Raw genomic sequence first — 19,022 nt, 5'->3', positions numbered from 1 at the left:
TAATCTACTACCATTTGCACGGAGCAGCGGAAATTACCGGCAAATCGTTTGTTCAACAAGGAGGTCAACTCATGAATAGCAAAATTGGCATCATGGACATTGGCTCAAACTCCATACGTCTGGTGATCTATGAAATGACAGAGACAGGAGCCTATCGAATTGTGCAGGAATGCAAAGAAGCTGCCCGACTGAGCGAAAAGGTTGGGGCCAACGGCCGTATGGAACGGGAGGCGATTCGAAGCATCGCTCCATTGCTGCGCCAATTTATGGCGGTATGCCATATGCACGGGGTTGTCCGTATGCGTGCAGCAGCAACAGCAGCCATCCGCAATGCCACGAATTCGGACGAAATCGTCCAATGGATCGCGGAGGAGACAAATTTAACACTGGAAATACTGAGCGGAGAGCAAGAAGGCTATGCCGGTTTTCTGGGCGTAGTGAACACTATGAATGTAAGTGACGGAATCATTATTGACATCGGGGGTGGCAGTACCGAAATTACGCTGTTCCGTGATCGAAAGCGACTGCATACCGTTTCATTTCCCTTTGGCGCCGTCAATATGAATTGGCGCTTTGGACGTGAGGTCAGGAATGGCGAATGGTCTCCTCAGCAGATTGAGGAAATGGAGAGCTTTGTCCGTTCTTCACTGCAAAATCATGATTGGATCTTCTCCAATCCAGGTCTGCCATTCATCGGGCTAGGTGGAACCCTGCGTACTTTGGCTAAAATCAATCAGAAACGACTGGATTACTCACTTCCTGTGACGCACCATTACGAAATGAAGATAGAAGATGTCGATTACTTCTATGGCAGTCTGCCCCATCTTCCCTATGAAAAACGCAAAAAAACAGCCGGCCTGTCCAAGGACAGAGCCGACATCATTGTACCGGGTCTTATTATATTGAAAACGATATTTGAAGCTGCTCAAGGCTCCGCGTATTTGGTCAGTGGAGCGGGTCTGCGAGACGGCCTATTTCATGAGCTGGTCAACGCTGAACAGCCCGTGGTAGCTAATCCGCTTATCACATCCATTCGCAATATCCTTTCGTTTGCTGTCCCGGTTAGCGAAGCGCATGTCAAGCGGGTTAACGAGTACGCCGTCCGGCTCTATGACACATTAGCTAGCGGAACCTCAGCGGCTATGGACAAACGCTTGTTACTGACCGCAGCAACTCTTTACAAAACGGGAGCTGCCTTGAATTACTATCATTTCCGCCAGAATTCCGTGTTCTGGATCTTACATGCAGGCATTGGCGGTTTATCCCATAGGGAAACGGTACTAGCCGCGTTGATCGCGGATTACCATCCCAAGAACCGAACACCCCGTTTGCTACGCACACATGCAGATATTTTGGAGCCTTCCGACGAGGAACGTGTACATCGGCTCGGCTCGCTGCTCCAGCTCGCGATTGGCATGGATCGGAGTGAGTCCGGAATGATTAGCAGCATCAATCCCACTACAGGGGATGATGCACTGCATCTTCGTCTGGAAAGCAAGAGTGAACCCATATTAGAACAACGGGAGCTAGAATCAGTTGCCAAAGATTTCCAAAGGGCATGGAATCTTACATTGTCGTGGTCCATTCTACCTTCTTCCAATTTCTAACCTTCATCGCTTCAGATTGGCTTCTGATGGGAGCCTCTTTGTCGTTTCTGGACACAAATTGATAGCTGCCGTTAGGCATAAGCTGGCGTGCCTTCACATTATCTCTTAACGATAAATGCAGAATATCTGCCAGCATTTCTTTGATTCCGTCATCATAAATCGGGCACATCAGTTCAATTCGGCGGGTCAAATTTCGCGTCATCCAATCCGCACTGGACAGAAACAACTCGGAATTGCCTCCATTTTCAAAATAAAACAATCTGGAATGTTCCAGGAAGCGGTCTACAATACTGATGACACGTATGTTCTCGCTGAATCCTTCCACACCCGGACGCAAACAGCAGACCCCTCTAATGATAAGATCAATCTTCACACCTGCTTGGGAAGCCGCATATAGTTCATCGATCATCTCCTGATTGGATAAGGAGTTGATCTTGGCAATAATCCGGGCGGGCTTACCTGCTAATGCTTGCTCAGCTTCTCTACGGATGAGTTCAAACAGCTTGTTCTTCATTCCCGTTGGAGCCACCGTAAAAGCTTGCAAAGTCTTGAGCGCAGAGAATCCCGTAATTTCATTAAACAGTTCGGAGGCATCCTCGCCAAGTACCGGATCCGACGTAAACAATCCGATATCCGTATACACGCGCGCCGTGCTTTCATTATAATTGCCTGTGCCTACGTGCACATATCGTTTGAGTGCGTTACGCTCATGGCGTATTACAAGAATGATTTTGGCGTGCGTCTTCAAGCCAACCAGCCCATACACTACGTGACAGCCTGCTTTTTCAAGCGTACGCGCCCAGGCAATATTACGTTCCTCGTCAAAACGGGCTTTCAGCTCCACCACTACCGTTACCTGCTTGCCCGATTCAGCCGCACGTGCCAATGCCGGAATCAGCTTCGATTCCCCGTTGACACGGTACAGGGTCATTTTGATTGCCATCACATCCGGGTCCTCTGATGCCTCAATGATAAAATCAGTTACCGCATCGAATGATTCATACGGATGGTACACGAGCACGTCCCGTTTGCGAAGTACGTTGAAAATATCCTCTTGCGGGGGCAGTTCTTCCGGATACAGTGGTTTGATTGCCGGAAATTTCAAATGTGAATACCCCTCCAAATGATCGGCAAAAGACGACAAAAACGTCAGATCCAACGGCCCGTCCATCTCAAACACATGATCGAACAGCTTGAATTCGCGTTGAAGCTCCATCAGGGCATAGGGATGAATCCCTTTTTCTACTTCCAGTCTTACCGGCGCCCCCCGTCGTCTTCGACGCAGCTCTTTTTCAATCTCTTCGAGCAAATCTTCGATCTCTTCTTCATTAATGGACAAATCGGAGTTACGCGTAACACGAAAGGCATGAACCGCCTCCGGAACATATCCGGTGAACAGCGTTTGGATGTGATGCTTGATTAGTTCCTCAATTAAAATAAATGATTTCTTCTTGCTGTTCGACCGCAAAGGCACCGTAACAACACGTGGAATATTCGAAGGCACCTGCACAATGGCAAAAAGCGGTTTATCCTCCTCCGTATCCCCGGGACGTCTCAAGACGACCGCTAAATATACGTATTTATTGTGAACGAGTGGAAAAGGACGGCTCTGATCGACCGCCATCGGCGTGAGCACCGGAAATATAATTTCATGAAAATATGCATCCAGCGACTTGCGCTGTGTCGTATTTAAGCCTTCATATTCGAGCAGTAAAAGACCCTTTTTCGTCAAGAGGCGAGAAATATCACGATAGGTCCGGTATTGTTCCGATACCATCGAGACGGTACGCTTGATCAGGCGTTTGTACAAACCGGAGGGGGTATATCCCGTAAAATCCTTTTGCATAAAACCCGCCTTGATCTTCTCGCGCGTCTCTGCAACACGTACAGCCATAAACTCATCCAAATTGCTAGATACAATCGCCAAAAATTTGGCTCTCTCCAGCAACGGTGTATCTGCATCCTGAGCTTCCTGAAGCACACGGCGATTAAATTCAATCCAGCTTAAATCTCGGTTAAAGTAACGTTCTGACCCGGCTTTATCCTTATTCTGACTCTCTATCAACATATGGCCTCCATCAATTCATGCAGTATAGTTACCCTTTATTGTACTATTAGATGAAACGCACTAGCATCACAGCAGTGTAAACGCAATGTAAAATGTGTGTAAACACAAACTGGATGTTTGAAAAGGTCAATCGGATGCTTTACAAAAATAGCATTAAGCGGTACAGTGTTTACGTCTGTTTCATAGAGTAGATTGACGAACCGTTCCTTTTTCAGTTGTTTATGTTCATTATGATGTGTAGTAACCATTTAGAAGCCACGTTCAATTGCTGATTTTCAAATGGCATGATATAGGGAGGATTTACGTTATGGAACCCAAGAAAACGCCACGCGTACTGCAAAAAAACATCGAATTTTTCACCGCGGCGCTATCTCAACACCTCGTTTCGGTCTGGCAAGAGGACCCTACAGGTGTATACTGTGAGATTGGCTGTGGATATATCGAGTTATTCAGTAGCGAGATGATTCGGGTGCGCAATCAAGATGGAACCCCAAGCCATTATGACCGCAATATTACCATGTTTCAGTTAATCACGAAGGATCAGCCGATATAATTATTATATGCTATGCCTGCGCTGTTCTTCCAGATTAGAATTGTTTTATGTTACATTTACCGATTTTCATATCTGCTGAATCTTGCAGTTTTTCCAAAAAGCGCCTCAGAGCGCTTTTTTTGTCGGCTTTTTTTGAACATCGTTTCGAAAAGCAGTATGATAAGGTAGCATATTACCTAAATTTAAAGGGGAATCAACCGATGGAGCATACAACATCAGATGGACGCATCCTGGTTATGACCGCGGTTGAAGGCGAACGGGAAGCTGTACTGCGGGGCCTGAAAGGCGATACCCGTTTTGTGGTCGAGCTGGCTGGCGTGGGCGCTCCGTCCGCAGCGGCTTCAACCGCGCTAGCACTGGCGGCGGCTGGTGACTACCGCCTGATTATCAGCGCCGGAATTGGTGGCGGCTTCGCGGAGGTCGCTGCACTGGAGAGCGTCGTTGTTGCTAATGAGATCATTGCCGCCGACCTGGGGGCCGAGACGGCAGAGGGCTTCAGTAGCGTGGACGAGCTGGGTTTCGGCTCAAGCCGAATTGCCGTGAACGTTGCCACCGCGCAGCGATTCGTTCTGGCGTTGCGCGCCGCCGGACAGGCTGCTGTCGCGGGGCCGATCCTGACTGTCTCAACAGCCACCGGCACGGCGGCAACAGCGGAACGGCTGACCAAGCGCGTTCCCGGAGCCGCTGCGGAAGCGATGGAAGGCTACGGCGTAGCCGTGGCGGCAAATAGGCTGGAACTGCCGACGATGGAAATCCGCACGATTTCCAATGCTGTTGGTCCACGTGACCGTGCAGCCTGGCGCGTCAAAGAGGCTTTGCAAGCGTTGGAAGCCGCATTTTCTACATTAACGGAGGTTATATAGATGCAAATTGCTTTTTCACCTTGTCCTAACGACACTTTTGTCTTCCATGCCCTGGCGCATGGATTGATTCCGGGCGCACCCGCGCTGGACATTACATTTGCCGATATCGACATCACCAACAATTTGGCGATCACACCAGACGGACTGGATATCATGAAAATTTCGTATGCTGCACTCCCTTGGGTGCTGGATAAATATGCCCTGCTGCCTTGCGGGGGCGCATTGGGCCGAGGTTGTGGACCGCTCGTGCTGACCAAGGAAGGTTCCACCGTCGAAGGCCCGGAAGCCCTGTCCGGCAAGCGTGTAGCCGTTCCGAGTGAACGTTCCACTGCCTATCTGCTGTTCCGCCTGTGGGCAGCCAAGCATGTGCCTGGGGGTGTCGGCGAGATCGTCGTGATGCCGTTCGACCAAATCATGCCTGCTGTCCGTGACGGGGAGATAGATGCCGGACTGGTTATTCATGAAGCACGGTTCACGTATCCGTCCTACGGACTTAGTAAGCAAGTCGATTTGGGGAACTGGTGGGAAGAAGATACAGGGCTGCCGATCCCGCTCGGAGCTATTATTGCCCGCCGTACGCTGGATCTGGATGCGATCACAAACTGGATACGCGCCTCTGTCGAATACGCTTGGAAGCATCCCGAAGCTTCGTGTGAATATGTATTGTCTCATGCGCAGGAGCTTTCACCCGATGTCGCCCAATCGCATATCGACCTGTACGTAAACGATTTTACCGCCAATCTGGGCGACAGCGGATATGCCGCCATCGAAGCTTTGCTCGGTCGTGCTGCGCAGGAAGGGCTGGTACCTTCGTTTGATTTAGCCCTTCTGCGCCCTACTTCCACAACAACACGTTAAAAGGGGTAGACATGCCATGCATGTTTTCCTTCGGAATAGAGTAGTTTAAACATATAAAACCTCCCGAACGAGCACATGGCCTAGCCGTGCGCCCCATTCGGGAGGTTTTATCATTTCGTATGGCGAATCCTCATTTGGAACTCGCTTGATCCTCATTCTTAGTTCTGTTCCTGCTCCACAACCTCGGTCTTAAATACGTTATCCAGTTTGGTACCCAATCTTTTGACCAGCGGCACCTTGATATCCCGGCTCAGCTCCTTGAAAAAAGCGTCCATGTCACAATTAATCTTATCCAACACGACCTTCACGGTACCCTCTTCCAAGATCTGCTCATTCAGATCCTCCGGTACGGTAACCGAGATATCATACTTCTTGCTTAACGTTTTAATGTAGCGGGTAAAGATTTCGATAAGCTCCTCATTGTTGAACTTCTCAACTGCAACTTGCCCTTTGTTGGTAAATTTCAAATTCACTCTCACGTTAGCATTTCCCCTTTTCCTTTTGACCATTTATTTTGGATAAACGTTGAACCTTTCAGAGGCTCTTCAAAGAAAGGGCCTTACCGGTCGTTTTAGACTCTTGTCCTTTGATATACTAAGTATAACACATTAAGGCCGTTTTCATTTCCCAACTTGTCGTTTTATGATAAAAAATGATACAATTTGCGCATTTTCAGCATAAATTCTTTCTTTTCATGCCAATCATTAGAAATAGTTTATACACAAATACACAAAAAAACGCCTATCTCGCAAAAGAAAGACGTTTCCGTATAGATGCCTAAGTGGTATGCATTTACAGAGGCTTCGTACATTCCCAACCGTGTGAACGATACTCACGCACAGCGTCTCGTATATCCTCAATATCATCAGAATGCAGCAAAACGGCAGGTAGAATTACCCAATATTCATTCTCCGCTAGATCAATAAATACGTCCTCGACATCGTAATATTGCATATCGCCAAATGCCGTATCCCTGATTTTCTGTCCAACCAAAGGTGTAAACTGGGAATCAAATGTTCTCATCACCTTCGTATATTCCTTCACGCCCGTTGCCGAGATCTGCTGTGAAATAATGACGCTCAATGCTGTTACCTCCCTGACCTAATAATGCTCATTATACCCTTCTCTCAGACCTTCTACAAAACCTTGTGCAAAAAAAATCATAAAAATCAATAGTCCAATACCAATAGCTACGGAGCTGATTACGATAATGAAGATACCCTGCGTGTCTCTTTGTTCCATCTTTTTAGTCAAAATTCCGAAAACAAGACCTATGATCCCCAACAAGCCTCCAACGACAAAAAAACTAAATACGAACCCCAAACCTGCAAAAATCCAACCAAATAGAGCGAGCACCCAGCCCTGCGGCTGTGGCTCACTCTGTTTCATCTGCCAGCGTTCCCTCGCTGTAGGTGTATATCTGTCCATTCCTTAGCTCCCCCGCTCCACTTGCATTCCTTAAGACAAAAATTCGCTCGCCTTCTCCCGATGGACAGGCTTGATATGCATGTCCAACACTTTCAAAGCTGCTAGCACAACCCCCGCATCATCTGTAAAACCCAACATCGGAATAACATCTGATATAGCATCTAATGGAGAAATAAAATATGCCAAGGCTCCGAATGCTACCCCTTTGGCATACAGAGGCGTTTCAGGATCTATCGCACAATAGTACATAGCCACCGCATCCTTCACAAAGGGAACTTTTCCAGCCGTGGACTTTACCTTGTTGAAAAATCCCTTTTTCACCTGTTCTTCCTGTTTTGGATCATACTTGGCTTTGGTTACGTCAAAATCCTTCATAGGTTCCTCCTATTGCTGACCGGTGAGTTTGAAAGTGCCACCTTCCCGCTTACCAAGCGGATAATTTTGAACCGTCATTTTCACTAACTCAACAGACTTATAGTCATATTTTACTATGACCTCCTTTGATATTCTAGTATATTTTTCCTATTCCTTGCTCCTATGTATTTGTACATGCTTTTGCTTACGATTCCAGAACAAACTAAACGACCTTTCCCATTAGAATTTCGAGAAAAGGCCGTTACTAAAACAATATGAATCTTTTACTGTTTACCGTTGCTATAAATCGTGCTTAACTTGGATGTTGCTCTGATGCCATTCGGACCTTCAATAATGGCACGTCCTTGTTCAGTATAGCTCGATCCTGCCCAGTCGTTTGACATATCCAAATATTCTAGACCTGATCCATTTCCTTTCCAAGACCATCCGAGATAACCTACACCTTTTTGTTGGGCATAACTCATAATGGTGGCCTCGTCAACATCACCATTTGTATGCTTGATTCCGAATTCTCCAATGATGAGAGCTAGATTTTTGTTTAATACATTGTCAATATTGCTTTTTACTGTTTCGGCATTTCCCCCAGCGTATTCGTACATATGAATGGAGAACATCGTATTTTTAAGCGGATCGGCATCAAACACTTGCGTTCCGTAGTCAAAAATCGACTTCGGATATTGCCCCCACCCAGCGGCGTCAACCATAATGGTATTTTTGATGCCAGCATTTCTTAGCTTTGGAATAACTGATTTATACCCCTGTGCCCAGCCGTTCCCATCCCAAGTACCAAACCATTCATTCGCGATGTTGAGAATGACTGTATTTTCTTTTCCAATCAGTGCACTTTTCATTTCAATCCAGTAATCTGCGATTTTATTCAACACAGCAGCATTATCATTTCCCGTACCATCATGTACTTCAAGGATAACAACCAATTTGTTTTGTTCTGATAAAGTGATCAGGTTTTGCAACGCTGACAAATCATCTTTCGTCCATTGTTGACCGTCAGACAGCACGATTCTAATCGTGTTCGCTCCGGTTTTGGCAATTGCAGGTATCGCAACCGACTCTTGACTTTTGTACCAAGTGTAAGCGTGATTAACTCCTCTCATGACAAAGGGATTTCCGTTGCCATCATAAAGCGTCGTACCTTTAACATAAAATCCTGTATTTTGAGAGGAGTCGGAACTTGTTGTTACTTTTAAGACATTACTTGGTTCCGAAATATTGCCTGCTGCATCTTTCGCTTTTACAGTGAAGTTGTAGGATGTGTTCGCAGTGAGACCCGTCACTGTATAACTTGTTGTGGTGCTCGTACCTACCAGATCTGTTCCGTTATAAATAACGTAGCCAGTTACACCTACATTGTCTATTGAGGTCGTCCATGTAAGAGTGACAGATGTGCTCGTCTTGGATGAGCTTTGGAGGTTTGTTGGGGCGGTTGGAGGTGTCGTATCTGTTGTCGTATCAATCTGTGTGAATCTCCACCTTTGCTGAGCGCTACCGTTGTCGGCCCATTGTTGAACGTTTGCACCGTCATGGGTATAACCACCGACAACATCCAATGCTTTACCACTAGATTGCGAGATCAGCTTATAATATCCACCACCAACGTCAATGATTTTCCATTTTTGCTGAGCGTTCCCATTGTCTGTCCATTGTTGAACGTTCGCTCCGTCATGGGTATTACCACCGGCTACATCCAATGCTTTGCCACTAGATTGCGAGATCAGCTTATAATATCCACCACCGACGACAACCACTCTCCACTTCTGTTGCTCCTTTCCGTTATCGGTCCATTGTTGAACATTCGCTCCGTCATCCTTTGATCCCCCTTCAACTTCCAGGCTTTTTCCGCTATGCTGTGCAGTAATTCTGTAAACAGCATCTGAAATAATATCCGATTGGGCAGACGGTGTTGAATCAAGCGCTAGATTAGTAACTCCATTATTGTCAGCGCTTACAATCATGGTCGGCAATATATAAACAAGCATACTCAACGAGATCAAACACGACAATAACTTCTTCATTTTATAACCTCCAGGTAACCAGCGTTACAATTCACCGTTTGCTCGAAGTTTCCAACATTTCTATTTAACTGCATCTCGACTTACCCCTCTCCCTTAGCTTATATATTCAAATTTCCATCCCTTAGGCAAGTACTACGATCTCTCCCTTCCGGCCATAATTCGGAAAAGAAAAAAGAACCAAAAAGAGCTCTTTCCTAATATTAGGTAAACGCTTTCAATTATTCCAAACTAATTATGTGATTGGGAAATGAATTCTTACTCATTCTAGTTTACGTTATACTAAATGTCAATTGTTAGCATAACAAAAATTCGTAAAATACAATCATCATAAAAAACAAACATCCTATAAACATAACATATTAGTGATATTGAGTACCGATCTTCTTTTATATACTCTTTTTTTGCTCTAAAATATTATATTCATTGAATTCTTTACATAAGAACGAAAACTAGAAAAAAAACAAAAAAACTTTAACGTCATTTTGTTAGTTTAATGTTTTTTATAACAGTACATCTTGTTAGCTAATTTGGTACGACAAACCTCTTTGAAAATCATAGTCAAAAAAAGCACGCTATATTGGTGCTTCCAATATGCGTGCATGAAAGAAGTTATTGAAGTTCTTCTTGATCCATCGCCCCCGTTAATCCTCAAATGTCTCACCGTTCTGATACTTGGTGGATAACTCTATTCTTTCTTTAATATTTACCAGATATACACTGCCTGCAATCAGCACCAGCCCCACAACAAACGTCAAAGTAAGTGATTCCTTGAGCATTATCATACTAAAAATCGTGGACAACACGGGTATCATAAACGTATAGGAGCCGACGGTTCCTGCATCTCCGTTATCGATCAGTTTAAAATAAATCATCCAGCCCATCGCAATCACGAATATCGAAATAAACAATAAAATCGCGATAAAGGAGGTAGTCCAGTGAATATCGCTCCATTTCTCGGTCGTAAATCCAATCCCATTGAGTATGATCCCCCCAAAAATGAGCTGCATCGTCACCGCCCAAATGGAGTCCAATTGATTGCTTTTTTTCTTCATATAAATCGTTCCGAGCGCCCAGCACAGTCCTGAAGCTAGCCCCAACACAATGCCCAGTACCGACAAATGCCCTGCCATCCCACCAGAGCTAATCACGATCACCCCGCCAAAACCCAGTACCAGTCCAATGACCTTCAGGGGAAACATACGCTCCCCCAACCACATCCAAGAGAATAATCCCAACAAGATCGGCTGAAGGAACACTAAAGTGGAAAATAACCCAGCAGGCAAATAACGTAGCCCTACCGTCTGCAAGCCATAGTAGCCTGCAATATTAAATATGGCCAGCACAAGATAAGTCCACGCATTCTGTCTAAAGCGCAAGGTTTCCCGGTGACGCATAGCGAACAATAGCAGAATCACACCACCCAGTAGGGTACGGATTCCTGAAAAAAATATCGGCGGTGTATCTGGCAAAGCCAGCTTGGTCAACGGCCAGTTGATCCCCCATACCATCACTAATATCAAGACAAGCCACAGTGTAGCTTTAGGTGTTAATTTTTTCATAGATATCTTCTCTCCCTTAGATTTTCATCGTTCATTGCTACCGACTAAAATCTGAATAGCCGTTTGCAAAGTTTTGCTTTACTAGCGTATACTGTGATCACTAATAAATAAAATGAATGTTTTCAATAAGGGAGATAACTTTTCACTTATGACCATTACTCAAATTATGATCTTCGTTCGCGTAGCTGAAACGCTAAGCTTCACCCAAACTGCCCATGAGCTGCATATGACGCAGCCCGCGGTCAGCCATGCCATCGCCAGCATCGAAAACGAGCTGGATGTCCAGCTATTGCTGCGCGACCGAAAAAAAGGAGTGCTGCTGACAGATATCGGGAACAAGGTACTGCTGCAATTCCGTATGATGCTGCAAAGCATGGAAAAGGTACAGCAGCAGGTGGCTGCTGAAAAAGGTCTAGACGTGGGCACGATCACGATCGGTGCCTTTCCTTCTGCCTCAGCCTATTTTCTGCCCCCGATTATTCATCATATTCGTCAGCATTATCCGAACCTTGTTTTCGACCTACATGAAGGCTCCACGAATGAAGTCAAGGAGTGGGTTCATACCAGAGAAATCGAAGCGGGTATCATCCTGTTACCAGACCCTCAGGTAGATGTCATCCCTTTATGTCAGGATGACATGGTTATTCTCCTGCCAGACGGTCACCCTCTGCAATCGCACAACAAAATCGCCATTCGAGACTTGAATGAGCAGGATATGATCTTTTGTAAAGGTGGACATGAGGTCGCCATTATGGAAGGTTTTGAACGCGAACAAAGTCAGTTGCAGGCACAATTCATTACTCATAATATCAGCACCTTGGTCAGCATGGTTCGACAAGGACTGGGTATGGGCATTGTCTCTTCACTCGCCTTGTCCACGTTCCCCCATGATCTGACCGTCAAGGAGACTTCACCTCTGATCACACGCCAAATCGGTATCGCTGTACCATCCCTGCATAATGCTTCACTTGCTGTACAGTTATTTGTGCGAACCGCGCAGGAGCTATTTACGGATTCGAAGCAGTAGAAGCATTGGATCATGATCATAAGGAGGTCTATTCATATGCAGAGAAATCAAATCATTCGACCAAATAGCTAAATTTCTAACCCATTTCAGGTGGTTTTAGGGAAAAACGGAAACAATTTGTGGGGCCGAAACAATTGGTTGCCTATGCTGGACTACGACAAAGAGCAAATCAAAAATTAAAGGTCTATATCATATAAGAAAAGAAAAAGAAAGAAGGCAAGCCTTACAAGGTAGCTGGGATCGCCTGCGCCAACAAGCTTATACATCACATATAATACATTAATTCCACTGGTATATTATTCTAGTGGGCGGGTAACCTATATGCTGATTACCTGCAATTTTTAAACTAGGAGGGTTTTGCATGGACCATCTCGTTATTTTGATCAGAAGTTTTTCTGCATTCGTTATCCTCATGCTAATTGGGAGAATACTGGGGAAGCAAACCCTCTCCAATATGAACTTTCACGAATTCGTGACGGCAGTCATATTAGGGGCTATAGCAGCCAACTTTGCCTTTAACGAAAAAATAGAAGTTGTCCACCTATTAATAGCCCTGTCTGTTTTTACAATTACTTCTTATGTTTTATCCAAGTTTTTTTTGAAATTCAGAAACTTTAAGATGTGGACAGAGGGAGCACCCACCGTTCTCATAGAAGGGGGGTTCATTCTCGAGGATAACTTAAAAAAAAATAATATGACATTAGATTCCTTAAATCAACAGCTTCGCCAGAAAGAAATTTTTAATATAGAAGAAGTGGAGTACGCCCTCCTTGAGATTAACGGAAAACTATCTGTTCAAAAGAAAAAGGAACTGCAAGCCGTGACATTAAAAGACCTGCAGTTGAATGCAGGTAATGCCACACAGTTCCCAATTGAGCTTGTAATCGACGGACAGCTTTTGCATGGCAATTTAAACTCCAATCATATTCCCGAATCATGGCTGCTGTCTCAACTGAAGGCCCGCGACAAAAAGTTAGAGGACGTATTCTATGCCGTTAAAGGCAGCAACGGCCAACTCTATGTGGATGAATATAAGGATAAAATCCAGCATCCAATTGATGTGGAGTAGTATTGACTTCCGGTCAATAGTTACCTGAGATTCAACGTAATCAGATAATTGTATTTGGCAGCGTGCTTAAGCTCATCCAATATGATACCGTACACCGTGTCCTTATAGATGCCAGCAGGCAAACCAAACCAGATGTTGCGATATCGTTCCACCGCACCCAACTCTCCCATCAAGGCGCGCTGTAGACCTTCTGTATAGGATTGCACCCTCTCATATTGCTCACTACTGATTCCTGAAATTTCCTGTCCTGTCAAAGCACGATACATCTCTCTGAACATTTTATTGTGACCGCGCTCATCATTACGGATGCTTTCAATAATAGCCACCTGCTCTTGTGAGGGTGCCAAATTGATCAATTCATCGTAGAACAACTCATCGTTACGCTCCCCTTGTACCGCTTCCTTTATCATTTGTACTGCTTTCGGAAATCCTGTGTTCCAGATAGGTACAAAATTGGTACGCATATAGTATGAATTTCCCCAGTAAGAAGGTACTTGATACAAGTTTATCTCCTCCCGATGTTAGTTTTTAGAAAGTATATGCACATCTGCCCATGTCGGTTCCTAACATTAGGAAAAATGACTGTTTCGCACACTCCTAGTCGCCCTTTTCTAGTGAAGTAATGCTGGCGGCTATTTGACTTACCAACATACTGGGTTGATTATACTGATGATAGCTAACACCAGGGAAGAACTCACTAAAAAATTAATTACGATTTGTGTCATAGTTGAAAGCGCTACTTCTATTGCTTCCAGATAATCAAAAGCACCTATTAATGTCCATACTGCTTGTTTCGAGGTGATACGGGTACGCAAGCTATAAGCTACAGAGAAATAGACGAGGGACTCCTTGACAAACATTAGCTGGTTTTCTTGTCTTAATATGGTCTACTAAAAAAATAAAAATGAGTTTTCCATAAACGGAAAACTCTTTCGCACTTTAAACAATCTGCTTCTATACTTTCTTCAATGTCGGACCAATCCACCAGCCAAATCATCCCATCGCCAAGAAACCTCATGTCCATGGAGATGTAGCCCCCCAAACCACTCGTCGATTCCTTGAACTGCAATGCGGTCCACTGATCCATTCAGTACCTCATTACCCAACTCTGTAAGAATTACCTTTCGGTTCAGAAAATCCGGAATTTGTCTGAAATCCAAGCCGACCTCATCCCCGTCAATGATCAGCAAAGGATGTTCGCCTTGCGCCAAAGCAGAAATAAATTTCCAGTATTCGAGATCACCCATACCAAGCACATGCAGAACGTCAGTTACCTGACGAAACAATTCCAATGCCGTATTCACTCCATTATGAACGGCCTGAAGCGTGGTCTGTTCCACAATGCCAAGACCATTCTGCTCCGAGGGCAGCCGCTTGAGATGCGCTGTGAAAGCTTCATAGGCAAAAGGCAGGCCGGATGCTGCCAGTTCTGCCTTCTTGTCTTCCAGCAGATTAGCCATTTGAACAGGATCAGGAGAAGCATACGCCTGCCAAAGCTCGCTTCCGAGTTCCATTTCTTGCCGCCCAATAGTTCGCCAGGTCCCGGATAATGTCTGAAGCTGTGCCGGAGTGAGCTGTCCCAGACCATGAAACCGTTCGATTCCCGGAAACTCCCCAATACAGAGCAGGCTCAGCTTCGTGCGGCCCAGTTTCTGTCTTTTGAACCAGTGGAGTAGATAGGTGAGCATGCTCTGATCAAACAGGTCATGCTCAAACCACAACACGACTTCATCATACTTAATAAATTCACGAAGTTTCTGCTCTTGTTCCTCACAACCCGTAATATATTCGTTGGTCGGAATACCCATCGTTTCTTCCAAGACCCGGGCCCGCAATGCCCGTTCTTCCGCCCCCGCTGGATTTGCAAATATCGGTCCTGCCGGATATACCTCTCTCCATACAAGCACATCACCCTGTACAACCCCCTGCTTCAACATCTCGCCTACAACATCACCGTTAACAATATGTAGCATGTTTTGCCCTCCCTCATACAAATGATTGAACACGGAAACGAGGTCAGCTACCGGGAGTGTACCTTTCAACTTTCGGCGGGCATCGTGTAGCCGCTTCTTAAGCGTCGGGACCGGAGTGCCCAGATAATCGGAAATTTCCTGCAGAGAGTAGCCGTAAAAATAAAACAATCGCAGAGGCACGCGCAGCTTGGCAGACAGTGCCTTCACCGATTGTTGCAGAACTTGGCTCTCCTCCCTACGCTCCGCAATTTCTGCTACACCCGGTACTCCTCCGGAAACCTGCGCAGCCTCATCCAGTGGAAGCATCGAATGATGCTTACGCCGCAGCATCCGCTGGCACTGTCTTACGACAATGGTCTTGAACCAGCCTGGAAAAGCGGACGGGTTCTGTAGCTTCTCCAGATTCTGATAAGCCTCTATGAACGCATCCTGCACGGCATCTTCCGCGAGATGAACATCCTTCAGCATGTCATAGGACACCGCATAGGCCATCCCGCGAAAATGCAGCATCAGCTGCCCGAACGCTTCCGCGTTCCCTTGCCGCGCCTTTTCAACCCACTCCCTCATACGTTCCTAGCCTCTTTTCTTTCGTGTTCTTAATCTTAAGTGCCGGCTCAGTGGGGAAAGGTTACAAATCATGTTGATGGAAAAATGAAATGATTGATAAAGAGCGTCACTGAACACAGCAACCATATTAACAGATTCCTTCTCAATAGAAGCATAATGTAGTTACAGGCTGTTGGTTTTCAACAGAAATATATCATCCTTTATTTTTCACGAGGTTAAGCTCAATTCCATTATCCCTATCCTTCTGCATTTAAAAGCGCATACTAAAATTATAGAGAAGATAAATTATCACTATAAGAAGTTATGCAATAACAAATGCTGATTAAATGTACAGCCATAAAAAAACACTAAAAGGTGTCCGCCTTTAATTGGCCAAACACTCATTTAGTGAGTCAATTTAAAAACTAATTAATTTACCACGTAAGAGATTGGGCTGTCTTTATGTTGTGTCATTGTCGACTCCTCTGCCAATCCATACATATGATAGAAGCAACCCTGAAGCTCCATTAATTCACAAAATGTCCCTCTCTCTATAATTGCTCCATCAGCGAATACAAATATCATATCATAGCGCTCTAATATTGGTTTTGATAACCGATGAGTAACCATCACACATGTAGTATTCTCTAAATTTAGAACTGTTTCTTCAACAGCATTTGCTGTTTCCTGATCAAGTGACGAAGTCGGCTCATCCATTAACAATAGGGGAGTGCGACGTATTAACGTCCTTGCAATGGCTATTCTTTGCTTTTCACCTCCAGACAAAAAACTTCCTTTCTCTCCAACCTGTGTCTCCATTCCATTGGGCAGCTTATTAATTAGCATACTCAGACCAGATTTTTGAATAGCATCTTCAATTTCCTTATCAGAAAACATCTGGTGTAATACAATATTTTCCTTAATGCTACTATCAAATAAAAAAACATCCTGATGCAGGACAGACTCCAGTCTGCACCAATCCTCCATATTGATTTCCTTTAAATCTACTTCATCAATACTGATCCTGCCTTTGTAGTTCTCATATTGCTTCATTAAAAGCCGTAATACCGTTGATTTTCCTGACCCGCTCGGCCCGACTAAGGCATACTTCTTCCCTAACTCCAAATCCATATTTAATCCATGTACATTATAGCAGTCTTCTTTATAACCAAAAGATACTTCTTTTAACGATACTTTATCCTGGATAGTCGGTTTGCGAATGTAAATCTTGTCCTGTGGCTCTGTATGTAAAAGTTGTGTAATCTTTGCCGATATATCACGTAACGACTTGATTTGAGTTATATATTGAATACTCATTTGTATCGGATTAACGATGCTATTAGTTAGTTGAACACAAGCAATCATAGTTCCCAACGTGATAAGCTGCCGTAAAGTAAGGAAACTCCCAATAATAAATACTGAAATAAACATAAATCCACCAAATACTTCACTAATAGAGGTAACCCAAGCACTCAATTTCTGAAATCTATATTTTTGATTTTCCGTCTCCTGATTAATACCATCAAATTGCCCTTGTACATGTCCCTCAATACCAAAGCTTTTAATAACTGCAAATCCTGAATACATATCATTCGTATGAATCATAAATTTTTCTAAAGCTTCAACTACTTTTCTCTTACAATTTACAAGTTTCTTTTCAAACATTCGAGGGATAAACATAGATGACAGTGTTAATAAGACAAGGGCTATGACAATTGTAGGACTGAGTAAAAACATCGCTAACAAAGATGCTGAAAAAGATATAAATGTCCCAATTAACGAGAATATATTTTTAAAATAATCATCTTCAATCATCTTTATATCATTACTAAAAATAGAAATATACTTGGCGCTATGATTTGAAGAAAATTGTGTTAGACTTTTATTTAAAATATGCCCAAATACAATTTCTTTTAGATTAAGCATGGTCTTCCTCATATAAGAAGCATGAGATAAATTCGTTAGTAATCGAAGTATTGCACCCAGAATGATTAAAAATACAGCCAAAAAAGCTGATTTAACAAATTCTTGTTCACTTCCGGTTGTAGCAGTGTCTACCAATTTCTTAAAGATAAAAGCCATATACATATTCATGAGGCTTGATAAAGTGATGCAAATGATAAGTAATATTAACTGAAATCTATACTTAAACAAAAAAAGCTTCATCACTAACCCCCATTAGAATATATTTTTGCTGATCATTGACTGCGAGATTTTTCTTGTATATTTTAATTTATAATTTTCACACATTAATCATCCCTCTATTTTTAGCAGCAACTACAGCTTCTAATCTCGAATGCACCTCAAATTTATTGAAAATATTAGTTAAATAATATTCCACAGTCCTTTGACTAACACAGAAAATGACTGCCAGTTCCTTATTGCTTTTCCCCTCTGCGACGCATTCCAAAATAGATCGTTCCTTGTTGTTAAGCACTACATAGTCCATTACTCCTTTACGGTGATGAAGCTGTTTCAGTAAGGTTACGGGTAAAACGGAAATACCGTTTAACACGTTTCTTATAGTCCAAATTAGTTGATCGTGCGAAGGATCATTTTCAATAAATGCTATAACGCCCAGGTTTAAGAGTTTATCCATCATTGTATATGTATGAACCTGTCCAATAAATAGTATGGGTATATCCTGAATTAGATGGATACATTCCAAATCTACAGGAAGCATTTTATTCAAATGATAGATACATAGATTAAAATTATATTTAGTTAAGTTCTCTTTTGCTTCCAAAATAGTTCTGATAAGTGTGACATGTATATATTGATCTTGTTCAATCCACGACTTGGTAACCTCTCCTAATTCAGGATGATCATCAATAAGTAAAATGCTGTACATTTGACTAACCTCCTGCGTATTTTATACTTACTAATATAATTCTCGACAAAGTAGCTAAATAACCGCCTGTCTACTAAAGATAAACAGGCGGTTTCATAATAAAGAAGATTACCAGGAGAAAATAATACAACCATGATAATACCAACAAGTACTGGCAGGTTCAACAGAACTTTGGGCTGCTTTTGGCTCTACAATCCAACGCATATTTCTCACCT

General features: G+C 43.7%; 17 protein-coding genes and 1 pseudogene. 7 read left to right on the top strand and 11 right to left on the bottom strand.

The window, feature by feature from the left end; translation table 11 throughout:
- Positions 1-71 precede the first annotated feature (71 nt).
- Positions 72-1,607: a Ppx/GppA phosphatase family protein gene (locus tag ACQW03_RS16465; RefSeq protein WP_441950646.1), complete on the top strand. Its 1,536-nt coding sequence runs from the start codon at positions 72-74 to the stop codon at positions 1,605-1,607.
- On the opposite strand, the gene ppk1 is transcribed toward ACQW03_RS16465, so the two are convergent.
- Positions 1,567-3,675, bottom strand: coding sequence for a polyphosphate kinase 1 (gene ppk1 / locus ACQW03_RS16460; RefSeq protein WP_023990162.1), 2,109 nt, complete (start codon positions 3,673-3,675; stop codon positions 1,567-1,569). The two genes, ACQW03_RS16465 and ppk1, sit on opposite strands and share 41 nt — an antisense overlap.
- 307 nt (positions 3,676-3,982) lie before the next feature.
- Between ppk1 and ACQW03_RS16455 the strand changes: the two genes are divergently transcribed.
- The 3 genes from ACQW03_RS16455 (at position 3,983) to ACQW03_RS16445 (ending at position 5,949) form a co-directional block, all read left to right on the top strand.
- Entirely contained in the window at positions 3,983-4,228 is a 246-nt protein-coding gene (locus tag ACQW03_RS16455) for a hypothetical protein (protein ID WP_007431922.1), read from the top strand.
- A 200-nt stretch (positions 4,229-4,428) separates the two neighbouring features.
- A complete protein-coding gene (locus ACQW03_RS16450; protein ID WP_104497964.1) occupies positions 4,429-5,091 on the top strand; it encodes a futalosine hydrolase in 663 nt (220 codons plus the stop codon).
- On the top strand, positions 5,092-5,949 hold the full coding sequence (locus ACQW03_RS16445; RefSeq protein WP_441950643.1) for a 1,4-dihydroxy-6-naphthoate synthase: 858 nt from the start codon (positions 5,092-5,094) through the stop codon (positions 5,947-5,949).
- A 158-nt stretch (positions 5,950-6,107) separates the two neighbouring features.
- Here the strand turns inward: ACQW03_RS16445 and ACQW03_RS16440 are convergent, their stop codons facing one another.
- The 6 genes from ACQW03_RS16440 to ACQW03_RS16415 form a co-directional block, all read right to left on the bottom strand.
- Positions 6,108-6,428 (bottom strand): hypothetical protein, encoded by a 321-nt coding sequence (locus tag ACQW03_RS16440; protein WP_023990165.1) that lies wholly within the window; start codon positions 6,426-6,428, stop codon positions 6,108-6,110.
- Positions 6,429-6,741: 313 nt separating this feature from the next.
- Entirely contained in the window at positions 6,742-7,032 is a 291-nt protein-coding gene (locus tag ACQW03_RS16435) for a hypothetical protein (RefSeq protein ID WP_071642810.1), read from the bottom strand.
- A gap of 18 nt (positions 7,033-7,050) precedes the next feature.
- Positions 7,051-7,377 carry a hypothetical protein gene (locus ACQW03_RS16430; RefSeq protein ID WP_023990166.1) on the bottom strand — a complete coding sequence of 109 codons (327 nt, stop codon included), beginning with the start codon at positions 7,375-7,377 and terminating at the stop codon, positions 7,051-7,053.
- Between the two features lie 30 nt (positions 7,378-7,407).
- Positions 7,408-7,752 (bottom strand): YkvA family protein, encoded by a 345-nt coding sequence (locus ACQW03_RS16425; protein WP_013311822.1) that lies wholly within the window; start codon positions 7,750-7,752, stop codon positions 7,408-7,410.
- A 263-nt stretch (positions 7,753-8,015) separates the two neighbouring features.
- Positions 8,016-9,782, bottom strand: coding sequence for an RICIN domain-containing protein (locus ACQW03_RS16420; RefSeq protein WP_441950640.1), 1,767 nt, complete (start codon positions 9,780-9,782; stop codon positions 8,016-8,018).
- Between the two features lie 641 nt (positions 9,783-10,423).
- Complete coding sequence (locus ACQW03_RS16415; protein WP_441950638.1) at positions 10,424-11,341, bottom strand: DMT family transporter; 918 nt, start codon at positions 11,339-11,341, stop codon at positions 10,424-10,426.
- Positions 11,342-11,489: 148 nt separating this feature from the next.
- Between ACQW03_RS16415 and ACQW03_RS16410 the strand changes: the two genes are divergently transcribed.
- From ACQW03_RS16410 to ACQW03_RS16400, 3 genes and pseudogenes are all read left to right on the top strand, one after another.
- On the top strand, positions 11,490-12,368 hold the full coding sequence (locus ACQW03_RS16410) for a LysR family transcriptional regulator (RefSeq protein WP_071642816.1): 879 nt from the start codon (positions 11,490-11,492) through the stop codon (positions 12,366-12,368).
- A gap of 149 nt (positions 12,369-12,517) precedes the next feature.
- Positions 12,518-12,643, top strand: a pseudogene (locus tag ACQW03_RS16405) (IS110 family transposase); the annotation flags it as partial.
- Positions 12,644-12,729: 86 nt separating this feature from the next.
- The gene (locus ACQW03_RS16400; protein ID WP_071642818.1) at positions 12,730-13,437 is read left to right on the top strand and encodes a DUF421 domain-containing protein; all 708 of its coding nucleotides are present in this window, start codon (positions 12,730-12,732) and stop codon (positions 13,435-13,437) included.
- A gap of 20 nt (positions 13,438-13,457) precedes the next feature.
- Here ACQW03_RS16400 and ACQW03_RS16395 read toward each other — a convergent pair whose 3' ends face one another.
- From ACQW03_RS16395 to ACQW03_RS16380, 4 genes are all read right to left on the bottom strand, one after another.
- Complete coding sequence (locus tag ACQW03_RS16395; protein ID WP_048481564.1) at positions 13,458-13,901, bottom strand: ferritin-like domain-containing protein; 444 nt, start codon at positions 13,899-13,901, stop codon at positions 13,458-13,460.
- Between the two features lie 501 nt (positions 13,902-14,402).
- Positions 14,403-15,977 carry a sigma-70 family RNA polymerase sigma factor gene (locus ACQW03_RS16390; protein WP_441950636.1) on the bottom strand — a complete coding sequence of 525 codons (1,575 nt, stop codon included), beginning with the start codon at positions 15,975-15,977 and terminating at the stop codon, positions 14,403-14,405.
- Positions 15,978-16,385: 408 nt separating this feature from the next.
- Entirely contained in the window at positions 16,386-18,122 is a 1,737-nt protein-coding gene (locus ACQW03_RS16385) for an ABC transporter ATP-binding protein (RefSeq protein WP_441950634.1), read from the bottom strand.
- Between the two features lie 76 nt (positions 18,123-18,198).
- A complete protein-coding gene (locus ACQW03_RS16380) occupies positions 18,199-18,807 on the bottom strand; it encodes a LuxR C-terminal-related transcriptional regulator (RefSeq protein WP_441950632.1) in 609 nt (202 codons plus the stop codon).
- Positions 18,808-19,022 lie beyond the last annotated feature (215 nt).

The sequence above is a fragment of the Paenibacillus sp. DRB1-1 genome (assembly GCF_052119485.1).
In the GTDB taxonomy this organism is placed as follows: domain Bacteria; phylum Bacillota; class Bacilli; order Paenibacillales; family Paenibacillaceae; genus Paenibacillus; species Paenibacillus polymyxa_B.
Note: the sequence above shows the minus strand (reverse complement) of the source record. Positions and strands in the feature narration are given on the sequence as shown.